9 protein-coding genes and 1 other RNA gene are annotated in these 12,321 nt (G+C 45.2%); 2 read left to right on the top strand and 8 right to left on the bottom strand.

Features of this window, described 5'->3' with window-relative positions:
* Nucleotides 1–130: 130 nt before the first annotated feature.
* From rnpB to ACFSKO_RS11900, 8 genes are all read right to left on the bottom strand, one after another.
* An RNA gene (rnpB, locus tag ACFSKO_RS11935) (RNase P RNA component class A) lies at nt 131–572 on the bottom strand.
* 10 nt (nt 573–582) lie between these two features.
* Nucleotides 583–1,305, bottom strand: a complete 723-nt coding sequence (locus tag ACFSKO_RS11930) for an N-acetylmuramoyl-L-alanine amidase (RefSeq protein ID WP_380251806.1) — start codon at nt 1,303–1,305, stop codon at nt 583–585.
* Entirely contained in the window at nt 1,289–2,227 is a 939-nt protein-coding gene (gene gcvA, locus ACFSKO_RS11925) for a transcriptional regulator GcvA (RefSeq protein WP_380251804.1), read from the bottom strand. Before gcvA ends, ACFSKO_RS11930 begins: the two co-directional genes overlap by 17 nt.
* 287 nt (nt 2,228–2,514) lie before the next feature.
* Nucleotides 2,515–3,615, bottom strand: coding sequence for an NAD(P)/FAD-dependent oxidoreductase (locus tag ACFSKO_RS11920; RefSeq protein WP_380251802.1), 1,101 nt, complete (start codon nt 3,613–3,615; stop codon nt 2,515–2,517).
* Nucleotides 3,616–3,639: 24 nt separating this feature from the next.
* Nucleotides 3,640–5,496 (bottom strand): ABC-F family ATP-binding cassette domain-containing protein, encoded by a 1,857-nt coding sequence (locus ACFSKO_RS11915; RefSeq protein ID WP_380251800.1) that lies wholly within the window; start codon nt 5,494–5,496, stop codon nt 3,640–3,642.
* Between the two features lie 14 nt (nt 5,497–5,510).
* Complete coding sequence (locus ACFSKO_RS11910) at nt 5,511–6,233, bottom strand: TerB family tellurite resistance protein (protein WP_380251798.1); 723 nt, start codon at nt 6,231–6,233, stop codon at nt 5,511–5,513.
* A 109-nt stretch (nt 6,234–6,342) separates the two neighbouring features.
* A complete protein-coding gene (locus tag ACFSKO_RS11905) occupies nt 6,343–7,050 on the bottom strand; it encodes a DUF3750 domain-containing protein (protein ID WP_380251796.1) in 708 nt (235 codons plus the stop codon).
* Nucleotides 7,051–7,225: 175 nt separating this feature from the next.
* Nucleotides 7,226–7,990, bottom strand: coding sequence for a DUF2161 domain-containing phosphodiesterase (locus ACFSKO_RS11900; protein WP_380251794.1), 765 nt, complete (start codon nt 7,988–7,990; stop codon nt 7,226–7,228).
* A gap of 321 nt (nt 7,991–8,311) precedes the next feature.
* On the opposite strand from ACFSKO_RS11900, the gene ACFSKO_RS11895 reads away from it, so the two are divergent.
* Together ACFSKO_RS11895 and ACFSKO_RS11890 are read left to right on the top strand one after the other, a co-directional pair.
* Nucleotides 8,312–9,703 carry an FAD-binding oxidoreductase gene (locus tag ACFSKO_RS11895; protein WP_380251792.1) on the top strand — a complete coding sequence of 464 codons (1,392 nt, stop codon included), beginning with the start codon at nt 8,312–8,314 and terminating at the stop codon, nt 9,701–9,703.
* A gap of 147 nt (nt 9,704–9,850) precedes the next feature.
* Nucleotides 9,851–11,965 (top strand): methyl-accepting chemotaxis protein, encoded by a 2,115-nt coding sequence (locus tag ACFSKO_RS11890; protein ID WP_380251790.1) that lies wholly within the window; start codon nt 9,851–9,853, stop codon nt 11,963–11,965.
* Nucleotides 11,966–12,321: the final 356 nt, after the last annotated feature.

Raw genomic sequence — 12,321 nt, 5'->3', positions numbered from 1 at the left:
GGTCCTTAAACAACCCGAAGCGATGAAGATTTTAAGTTTTTTCTGAGGCAATGAGTTGAATGATGCTGATATTTATTTCTATCGAAGACGTATAGACTCGATATCAGGAACGAAATGATTGTTTAATTAAAGTGTCAGACGGTCATAAGCCGGGTTTTGTCGCTTGTCGCAAAGCCAAAGCCTTTTGACAACGGAAGGCTATTCATCTGGGATGCCCATCGCTGGACACCTCTCGCAACTGACCCGGTCGACGATGCGGAAAAGCACCTGATCCCTCAAAACCGAAGCCTTGTGAACCTGCCGACCCTATTTAGTTTTGCTCCCGGTGGGGTTTACCATGCCGCTTCCATTTCTGGCCGCGCGGTGCGCTCTTACCACACCCTTTCACCCTTACCTGCCTATTGAAACCCTTATAGAGTTACAACCTACAGGTGGTTTGCTTTCTGTGGCACTTTCCCTAGGGTCGCCCCCGCCGGGCGTTACCCGGCACCGTATTCCCGTGGAGCCCGGACTTTCCTCCCTTTTCGGTTCAGGCGAACCTGCCAAAAAGAGCAGCCTGTCGGACCGTCTGACGGGGTACAGTTAGGTCGGATTGTTCTGGGCGTCAAGTTGGGAATGTAAATTGCTCAATATCTCGCAACATTCTTGGTCAATAACCCCATCTAGCTTGTCGGGGCGAAAGTGACGTTGAAAGGCAATTATAGCAGCAATCGATGCGGGATGTTCTGGAGATAGTAGGTCTAGAAAATATCCATACGCGCTAAGTTTTTGTAAAAAATTGTCTTTGTGGATATCACTCTGACTTGAAATATTATTTGTATAGAGGCCAATATTAGCGTTTTGGAGGCGCCCCCAATCAAACAATTCGCCGGGATCTTCTTTGCGTTCCGGGGCGACATCAGAATGAGCAAGAACTCTTTGAGGTGGGATAGGGTGCCTATTTAGGATTTCTTTACAAAGCTCGATTAGAGCTCGCATTTGGGGTTCTGAGAAGTTGCGATACCCCCATTCGTGACCAGGGTTAACGATTTCAATGCCAATGGAACAGCTGTTAATATCGCTTTCGCCCTGCCAAGACGCCAAGCCAGCGTGCCAAGCCCGGTTTTCTTCATCGACCATTTGGAAAACACACCCATCTTCTTCTACGAGATAATGTGCGCTGACTTGAGATTGGTCATCACAGAGACGATCAAGGGCCTCTTGCCCGGATTTCATCCCGGTGTAATGAAGCAGAAGGGTATCAATTTTTTTTTCCTTTGGTCGGATACCATAGTTGGGAGATTGGAATTTACGGTTGATTTGCATATCGTTCTTCCAGCTCTTTTAGCATCAGTGTGTTTGCTGTGATTTCGGCTGATTCAGCGAGCAACCAGTTCCTGAATTTCTTTAGGGCGGGTTTGTTGGCTTTACTCTTTGGGCAGACAAGGTGGTAGTGACCAACAAGAGTGGCATATTCTGGAAACGGCATGTGCAGTCGGCCAGTATTAAGATCGCTTTCAATCATTGAAATGTCTCCCATGGCAATACCAAAGCCACTCACCGCAGCTTGAAGTGCGTTGTCTGTTGTGTCAAATGATTGACCGACACTTGAGTCAACTTCCGTCGTGCCTACTTCCATACACCATTGCGCCCACTCCAGGCAGCCGCTTCCGCAAAAAAGAAGAGTTAGATGTTTGAGGTCATTTGGATTGTGTGGTTTGGGTAGCTTATTCAAAAGCTCAGGTGAACAAACTGGTGTCATCCATTCGTTCGTAATGATTGTGCTGTGCAAACCTGGAACTAAGTGATGGCTGTGTAGAATTCCTGCATCATAATTCTCTTTGTCAAAATCCACAGTGTGCCAAGCGGTGGTTAGTCTTACATTTATATCTGGTTCTAATTCCTGAAATTTTGATAACCGAGGAATGAGCCATCTGACGGCAAATGAAGGCAGGACCTTGATTGTTAAGTCTTGACTGTAGCCCGTAAGTTCCTCTGAAACACTTTGGATGCGATCAAACACTTCGCTGAGAACGGGTAATAACTTTTGCCCAGATTCTGTTAATTCCAGACCGCGGTGTCGTCGTTGGAAAAGCTGTATTTGATAGTGATCTTCCAGAGTCTTGATCTGCCGGCTGATTGCTCCCTGCGTGACATGTAACTCTTCCGCCGCCTCTGTGAAGCTAAGGTGTCGAGCGGCTGTTTCAAACGCTTTTAAGGCGTTAAGGGGAGGGAGGCGTCGAAGCATTGTTCTTTCCATGAGAAAAACTCATTTAACTATGACAAATTCCAGTTTGAAGAACAAGGGAGAGAAGGTCTAACTACTGGTAATAGTTAGTAACGTGTAGTTGTACTGTGTGCGAAAGGTATGCTGTTATGAGAAAAATACATGCCAAATTAAAAGTATTTATTTTTCATTTTTTTACTATGAAGCATGACTTTTTTACAGATACCTCTTGGATGAGGTCTGAGAGAGATTATCTGGCGCGACCAGGATTGGGACTGTTCACGCCTGTCTTGACGCGAGCACCTGATTTAATTCTTGATAGAAAGAACCCGTTCTGCGATTGCCATGGAAGACGTCAAGCCGGGAGATTCGATACCAAAAAGGTTAATCAATCCGGTAACGCCATGGGTATGATGATCTTGGATGACGAAATCTACAGCCGTTTCGCCGGGGGCCTGAAGTTTGGGACGGATGCCTGAATAATCGGAGGTTAATGCACCATCTTCCAGAGCGGGCCAATAGCGACGTATAGCTTCATAAAAAGGAGTTGCCCGCGTGGGGTCGACTTCATACGCAAGCTCTTGTGTCCATTCTACGTCGGGGCCAAACCTGACTTGCCCGTCGAGATCTAAAGTCACATGCACCCCGAGGCCGGCAGCCTCTGGTACTGGATAAATCAAATGTTGGAACGGTGATTTACCGTTTAAACTAAAATAGTTTCCCTTGGCATAGTACAGTCGAGGGATAAGAGTATCAGGAAAGCCCTTTAATTTTTGTGTCAGTCCTATTGCGCCTAGCCCTGCAGCATTTATGACCGTATTAGCGCAGAGCGTCATAGGGCTTTCTCCTCCGGTCGTTAGAATGATTCCGCGATCTGTAATTTCACCGTTAAGCACCGGTGTATTGAGCGCAATCATACCGCCGTGATTCTCGAGGTCGCCTTGGAATGCCAAAATTAAATTATGGACATCGACGATGCCTGTGGAAGGAGAAAACAGGGCTTTTGTAATCTTAAGATCTGGTTCGCGCTCTTGGGCTTCTTCTGAGGTGAGGTAGGAGAGATCCTCAACACCATTAGCGTGAGCCAGAAGCCTGATACGCTCCAAGGCTGGTTCTTCTTCTTTGGAAGTCGCGACGATGAGCTTACCGCATTTTTTGTGTGGGACAGCATGGTCTACGCAATAAGGGTAAAGTAGTTCTTTCCCACGAAGGCAAAGCTCTGCTTTCAAGCTTGCTGTGGGGTAATAGATGCCTGCGTGAATGACGCCGCTATTTCGTGCTGAAATTTCTGTGCCCGGCATGGCTTCTTTTTCAATAACGATGACTTCGCGGCCAGACATTGCAAGAGCTCTGGCGCAAGCCATACCGACCACACCAGCACCAATGACGATGCAATCTACTTGTTCCATAGTTATCGTTACCGACTGATGTTCTTAAGCATTGCCAGACTTTAGACTCTCTTGTTTTTCTTCGAGTTGAAGCCAGCGCTCTTCTGCTAAAGCAAGATCATCATGAGCTTTTCCAAACAGTTCTGTTGCTTTTTGGAAACGTTCAGGATTTGTGCTGTAAAGCTGTGGGTCAGCCATTTCTGCTTCGAGTTTTGTTGCTTCTTCGTTCAGTTTTTCCATCATCTTGGGGAGCGAGTCTAACTCGCGTTGCTCTTTGTAACTTAGTTTCCCAACTGATTTTGAAGGTTTTGAACTCGATAGGTTCTCTTTTTTATTAGGTTTAATGGTACTTGTATCTAGGAGCGGTTGGCCTTCGGAATCAACGCCGAGAGCTTTTTGATTACGATAATCACTATAGCCTCCCGCATATTCAACGACAGACCCGTCTCCTTCAACAGCATAGATAGCAGTTGCAAGGCGGTCGAGGAAGTCACGATCGTGGCTTACCAGCAATAAGGTGCCATCGTATTCATCCAAAACCTCGACCAGTAAATCCAACGTATCCATGTCTAGATCGTTAGTTGGCTCATCGAGAACCAAAAGATTACTGGCTTGGGCAAACATACGGGCTAACAAAAGGCGATTTTTTTCGCCCCCTGATAGGGTGTATATAGGTTGGCGAACCTGACCTTCGTCGAATAAAAAGTCTTTAAGGTAACTGACAACGTGCTTTTGTTGTCCCCGAACCATAATGGAATCACCGCCACCGGGCGACATTGCCTCCCATAGCGTACTGTTGGGGTCGAGGTCTTCACGTTTTTGATCGAAATAAAGCGTCGTCAAATTGGTTCCAAGTTTGACACTGCCACTATCAGGTTGAATCTTACCCAACAGCATTTTAACCACTGTAGATTTACCTGCACCATTAGGACCAACAAGGCCAATACGGTCCCCACGCTTCACTTTGGTACTGAAGTCTTTGATGATTTCACGGGTGCCGCCATCTTTGAGAGGGTACGACTTACTGATATTCTCGGCTGTGATGACCTTGTCACCACCTGTATCCAAAGTATCAATTTGAAGCTTGGCTGTGCCTGGAGCTTTCATCCACTCCTGACGTTTTTGGCGTAGATCTTGTAAGTTGCGCAAGCGACCCATGTTACGTTTGCGACGGCCAGTTACGCCGCGCTGTAACCAATGTTCTTCGCGTACAATTTTTCGTTTAAGGCGATGAAGCTCTTGCTCTTCGTTCTGGCGCATTTCGTCGGCCCAGGCTTCATAATGTTCGAAACCTTTGCCGAGACGATTGATTTTACCGCGATCGAGCCAAAAAGTTTGGCGCGTGAGGTGATTGAGAAAGGCCCTGTCGTGGCTGATTACCATCAAGGCACCACGGAATTTTCCGAGCTCTTCCTCTAGCCATTGGATGGTTGGGAGGTCCAAGTGGTTTGTTGGCTCATCCATCAATAAGACTTCAGGGTCGCTAATGAGTGCGCGGGCGAGTGCTGCACGCCTGCCTTCACCACCGGATAATCCTGTTAAAAGGCGGTCACCGGGTAAATTTACGTGAAGGAGCATCGCATCAACAAGGTAGTCCGATTCACTAGCTTCTGGTCTTAAACCTGCTTTTACATGCTCGAATACCGTTTCGTCCTGATCAAAAACAGGATCTTGTGGCAGGTACGCGACTTTAATGCCGGGTTGTAAAAAGCGCTGGCCTTCGTCTAGTTCTTGTTGTCCGGCCATGATCTTGAGCAGGGTTGATTTTCCGGTACCATTACGACCGACGAGGCATGCTTTTTCGCCCCGCGCCAGTCCAAAAGAGAGATCCTGAAATAAAGTTTTCGTACCAAAGCGCAGTCCGGCGCTATTAAGCGCGACAAGGTGTGAAGGAGGGGCCATTTTGATTTTTATTCTTAACTTCTAAGTTGTTTGATTTGGTCATAAGCAACATTAATCGCTGCGAGCTTCTCGTTGGCGAGGTCGACAAATTCTTGTGGCATGCCTTGGGCGACCAATTTGTCTGGATGATTCTCGATAACAAGCTTGCGGTGTGCTGCTTTAATGACTTTATCCGTATCACTCGATTGAACGCCGAGGATACGGTAAGGATCACATTTATCAGATCCAATGTTTGATGCGTGTAAACGATCCCACTGCAATTCGCTGAACCCAAAAATTTCAGCAACGCGTTGCAGGTAAATAATTTCTTCAGAAGAAACGGTTCCATCGGCCTTGGCAATGTGGAACAGGCCGTTCAGCAATTCTTCGAGAACAGCGGGATTATCTTTGAAAGTACGCCCAATTTGGTGTGCGTAAGGCTCAAAGCCTTCGGCGTCTTGTCGTGCACGATCAAATAGGCGGCCAACATTCTTCATCTCATCCGGAGGAATTCGAAAAACTTGTTTGAAAGCAGCAACTTCGTCTTTTGTGACAACGCCATCAGCCTTGGCCATTTTTGCGCCGAGAACGATGACTCCGATGGTAAAGGTGATTTGTTTGGTGCTGTCTTGGCCTTCTTCGGGCTCTGATGTCATTTTATCGACAGCATGCCCGGCCATGGCACCTAAAAAAGCGCCAATAGGGCCACCGAGAGCAAAGCCAGCGGCTCCGCCAAAAATTTTTCCCCAAATACTCATAATGTCTAAGTTTTGCCTTTGGTTTTCATTCTTGCCGTTTGTAGCAATGTCACTGTTTTTAGGTCAATGCTCTATTCTTCATTTGGACTAGCCTGCTGGTTGCGCTGAGTCAATCCGTTGCTTCTATTGTATCACGGATAAAGCCAATTTTACCGATACCTGGTAACCTTAGGGCAAGATTGTCCGGATCCAATCCGAAATTTAAACCCAAGATATTGATTTCTAAACCTTCTGATTTGGATAGGATGGCTCCTAACACGCCGTAAAGAGAGAATTGCACACCAGTGTTGCTGGGCGCAGTGGCAACAAAATTATTGCTTTCATCCAGATAGTCTTTCCCAATCGCGGTCGGGGGGAGGTCAACTTTCATTGCAGGCACATGCCGTAAAACATGTGCTGTGAATGTATTTGAATTAGGTCCGGGCCAAGCTTCATATTTTTCCGGATAAGGATAAGAGTTCGCGGCCTCAATGATTTGTGGAATTAGTGTTTGAGCTTCGGGGCCTCTGATTTCGGAATATATTTCCGGTTTAGATCCAAACCAATTACGATCGGGCCAATCATTGGTGATCGAAATTACGGGAAGTCCGCGTCTTTTGCGCCAGCCAATGACTTCAAGTCGTGTGTAAGACGTTGCGTTCTGGGGTTTGATGGCGATCCATGTATGGACAGCAAAAGCCCCGCGCCAGCTAAAGGTTCTGGCGCCATACACTTGAACGATGGCTTCAGAGTTTGTTGCAGGATCAGGAGCCGTGCCAATTCGGTCATGATTTGCTTTGCTCCATGGTGTCGAAAGATCAATTTCGCCTGAAAACACAATAAATCCGGGGCCCAAAAGTAACAATAAGACAGCTAAGAACAGAATTTTTAGAGTCTTTATAGATTTGAATAGATATCGCATAGTTTTACTTATCTATATGCCAAATGAGGCAGGTCTATGTCCTAAGACTCTGATCATAGGTAAGGGCTGTTTTTTTAGACCAAAATATCGATCAGGGAGTTGCTTTTTTTTCTTTAGCCATTTTACCCTGTGATATCTTTTTTTTCAAATTTTTTACCGGATCTTTAAGGGTAGTCAGAGTATCGGAAAAGGTGATCAAAGCTTCTTCACCCTTGGGGGTGAGCGTGTAAACACCTCTATTGATCCGCTGGTACCAACCGTAATAGTCTTTTTGCAAAATCGTAGATGATTTTTCGACCCCAGTGTTGTTGCGAATATCTGAAACCGTGGCTTGGGTGTGGCTGTGAATGTAAGCGGCGCAACGGAGTGCGTCTTGGCGATAAGCTGTAATGATGGCACGTTTGTTTATACCACCTTGGTTGGGGTCACCGACCCTGCGTTCGAACTCCTTTAGGAGAAGCCGCTGTCTTCGAGAGTTTTTGCGGGGGATATAGGGACCTGGATCTTGATGGATTTGGATATCTATTGGAGTTTCTTCTGTAAATCGAACCGTAATTAATCCTAGACCCAAGCGGCGACAAAGCTTGATGATGTCACGTTTGTAGCGAAACCAAGGATTTGTCTTCTTTAATTTACTGGGAACAGCAAAGGCCAGATATACTTCTTCGGATATACTCTGGCGATCAATGCCTTGAAAAAGTAAGGTTAAATTAAAACTGGTTTTAAGTTCGACGATAACGGGTTGCTCATCTCCTCTGATGGCAATGACATCGCAGTCTTTGATTTCTGACTTTACCTCGTATCCTTGATTTTCAAGGTACGCCTTTATTGGGGGGTATAGATCAGTCTCTCGCAATGTTTTTTCCTGATGAATAGGGGGTAAAGAATAGGGGGTAAAGAATATGGGGTAATAATGGTGGCTAAAAGTATGAGTTCAAAAATGTCACTAAAAATTTCCCGTAAGAAAAATTCTAAAAACAACCTCACACAATAATTCCAAGGTTCCTTATTGGCAGGAATTTACTCTGCATGCTAGGTTAATGTCATCAAAGCCCCTTACGGCCCATGTCTTTGTTTAAACTGTGATGCGTTTGTTTGAACGGGGTTATTTTGAAATACGTGGGACGCTTCCTTAAAATATTACCTAAGATTACTTCTTCGAAATGACGGTGAGAAAATGAGAAATACGACGCGGCTTAATAGTACGTTAAAGGCCTTGCTTCTTGAGCTATTAGGCAGTCGCCTTAACTTTTCAGCTGCTATTTGTGATCGGCATGGGCAGGGTGAATCTCATCATCCAATTATGGCGCCAGAGGCTGTGGCCTTTGTACGCACTACTGAGGAAGTCTCTGCAATTATGCGCCTTTGCCATGAGCATGATTGTCCTGTCGTACCGTTTGGTACAGGGACGTCTTTGGAGGGGCACGTGGCCGCTATTGCTGGTGGGCTTTGCATCGATTTATCTGAAATGGCTGAAATCATTGCGGTTAATGATGAAGATCTGGACTGCCGGGTGCAGGCCGGGGTGACAAGAAAACAGATAAACCAGTACCTGCGTGATACAGGTTTATTTTTTCCAATTGATCCAGGGGCCGATGCCTCTCTTGGTGGGATGGCGGCAACACGAGCCTCGGGAACCAATGCTGTCCGCTACGGTACGATGCGAGATAATGTTCTGGGGCTTACCGTAGTGATGGCAGATGGAGAAATTGTTCACACCGGAGGGCGTGCTCGAAAATCTTCAGCAGGGTATGATTTGACAAGAATGTTTGTTGGCTCAGAAGGAACCTTGGGCATCATTACAGAGCTACAGTTAAAACTCTATGGTATCCCCGAAGCAATCTCTTCAGCTGTGTGTTCTTTTGGTGATCTGGAGGCCGCGGTTAATTCGGTAATGCTAATTGTGCAATCTGGTATCCCAGTGGCACGGATCGAATTACTGGATGATGTGCAGATGGATGCGGTTAATAAGTATTCTAAACTCAATTATGCCGTTGCTCCGACTCTGTTCTTTGAATTTCATGGTACGGAAGCCAGTGTAAAGGAACAGGCTGAGAGGGTCGGTGAAATCGTGGCTGATTATGGCGGTGGAGACTTCCAGTGGGCAACCAGACAAGAAGACCGCACCAAGCTTTGGCAGGCCAGACATGATGCATATTATGCGGGTATCAATTTACGAACGGATTGTCAGGGGTGGCCGACGGATGTGTGTGTTCCCGTATCCAAATTGGCGGAATGCATTCTAGAAACCCGCCGTTTAATTGATGCGTCAGGATTAATTGCTCCTATGGTTGGCCATGTTGGTGATGGTAATTTTCATGTTCTCTTTATTGTCGACCCCGAAAACGAAGAGGAGATGGACCAAGCCGCAGAGGTGAATGCTACAATGGTAGAAATGGCAATTGGCTTTGGCGGAACCTGTACTGGTGAGCATGGTGTGGGCTTGGGGAAGAAAAAATACCTTGTACGTGAGCACGGCGAAGGCGCAGTAGCGCTGATGCGCACGATTAAAACGGCGTTAGATCCGAAGGGATTATTAAACCCAGGTAAAGTCGTTCCCGAAGTTTAATGAATTGATTTATAAGAAAAATTAGTATGACATTTTAATTTCGAACTTGATTGGGATCGAAAATAAACTGTTTTACCCTTTAACGAATTATTAAAATTTCTGCATGCTATAGTATGCAGCCGATTGGGGATTCGTTAAGGAAGATTGATGGAATTGCAAAATAATAAAGGCGCCTTGATAGACGAGGCGCGTAATATCAAAGAAATTAACAGCCATAGTGCTGGTGAGAAAAGATCTGCAGAGAAGTCGGGTAATTTTATTACAAATTTAAAAATTGGTAAGAAAATCGGACTTGGTTCAAGCTTGGTATTACTGCTCCTTATTATAGTCGGTTTCATATCTTTTAATGGAATAACTGAGGCGGAAAAACACTTTAAGGAATATAGATCATACGCCATACAAACAAACCAAATGGGGCGTATTCAGGCAAATTTGCTGACGGCTCGTTTATTTGCAAAAGATTACATCAAAACCAATAGCGAAGAATCTGCGGCAAAGGTCTCTGAAAGAATAGAAATAACAGCTCAGTTAGTTGAAGAATCAGGACAATTATTTGAACGTCCTGAAGCCGTTGAATTGTTAAAAAAACAGGCTGAAGAGATACGAGTGTATCAAAAATCATTTGAAGCTGTGAGAGCCCTGGTGTTACAGCGAAATGACGTTGTTGAGACTATGAATAGAATTGGACCGCTGGCTGAAAAAGAGCTGACTCAAATCATGGTAAGTGCTTATGAGGACGGGGATGCTGCAGCTAGTTATTTAGCAGGAAACACGCTTCGCCACTTACTGTTAGCCAGATTGTATGCTACACGCTATCTCGTTGATAATACGGAGGCTAGCGCAAATAGATCGATACAGGAACTTATTGATTTTGGCTCTTTTTCGGAAGAAATGCTTAGTGAGCTTCAAAACCCTACACGTAGGAAGTTGGCAACAGAGGTTTCAGCGTTTGCCAAAGAATACCTTACCACTTTTAAGAAGACTGTCGATATTATCAGTAGCCGAAATGAGATTATCAGCAATAGTCTCGATGTTATTGGTCCGAGGCTTGCGGAAGAAACGGAAAATCTGAAGTTAGAGAACAAGGCGCTGCAAGATGAATTGGGACCTCGGGCAATAGAATCTATGGATCTGACTGTTCTTATTACAGTCGTGGTCTCCATTGCGGCTCTGATTGTGGGAGTTGTTCTTGCGCTTTTAACCGGCCGTATAATTGCGGGTCCTGTTAACCGGATGACAGGAGTAATGAACAAACTGGCAAATGGTGATTTAAACGTGACGATTCCTTCTGTTGGTCAAAAGGATGAAGTCGGAGACATGGCCGTTGCTGTACAGATCTTTAAAGATAACGCGATTGCCGTTGAACGTATGGCTGAGGAAAAAGTTGAGCTTGAAAAACGAGCTGAAGAGGAAAAGCGCCAACAAACGAAAGACATGGCTGATCGTTTTGAATCATCTGTTGGTACAATTATTGGCACTGTTTCATCTGCTGCGACCGAGTTGCAGCATACAGCTCAATCTATGTCTGCCACCGCAGAGGAAGCCAACTCACAATCAAATACTGTAAGGTCAGCCTCTGAAGATGCATCGTCAAATGTTCAAACCGTCGCGGCAGCAACAGAAGAGCTGTCAGCCTCTATTAATGAGATTAGTCGACAGATTGAAGAATCTACAAATATTGCTCAAAAAGCAGTGAGCGATGCAGATGTCGCGAATGAAGACGTGAGAGGACTTGCTGATGCAGCACAAAAAATTGGCCAAGTTGTTGGGTTGATTTCTGATATTGCGGAGCAAACCAATTTACTTGCTTTGAATGCAACGATTGAGGCCGCGCGTGCGGGTGAATCCGGTAAGGGTTTTGCTGTTGTTGCGAGCGAAGTGAAATCTCTTGCCAATCAAACGGCGAAAGCTACCGAGGAAATCTCGGCACAGGTTAATCAAATGCAAACTGCGACAGATGGAACTGTAAAATCCATCGAAGGTATTGCTGAGATTATTAAAAGTATTAGTGCTAATTCGACGTCAATTTCTGCTGCAATTGACCAGCAAAATAGTGCGACACAAGAGATTTCGAGAAATGTGCAAGAAGCTGCGGCAGGTACACAGCAGGTTTCAACAAACATTGTCTCCGTTCAAGAAGCTGCAAATCAAACTGGCGTATCATCTGGTGAAGTACTTGAGGCGGCTAGTGAGCTTTCCTTGCAGTCGGAAACTCTTCGTACAGAAGTAGATAACTTCATCGAAGGCTTAAGGGCGTCATAGATTTTTTACTTTGATCACGGGCCACTCAATAGCTGTTCAGTGGCCCGTTTTACTTGGTGTGTAATCGGCGGTGCGTTGTTAAGCCACATTGATTAGTATGCGAAGGTATTGTGGCCTTAATGGGTAAGGTCAAAGAGACACAGAATATCAAAGAATATGATGTTTTTTTACCAGATTTTTCTATAAATACGAACTTCCTCTTTTATTAAGCTTTCTATGCGTTTGGCTTTTATGTTTCAGACTCTATTAGGGTGAGAGACAGATGTGGTCCTCAACTAAAAAATTGAAAGCGAGATTTTTGAAATTCATGTACTTTGCCACCATACATTTTCATAAATACCTATTAACTTGTATAG

This window comes from Kiloniella antarctica, from assembly GCF_042682825.1.
GTDB classification, from domain to species: domain Bacteria; phylum Pseudomonadota; class Alphaproteobacteria; order Kiloniellales; family Kiloniellaceae; genus Kiloniella; species Kiloniella antarctica.
This window is presented reverse-complemented; position numbering and strand designations above follow the sequence as displayed.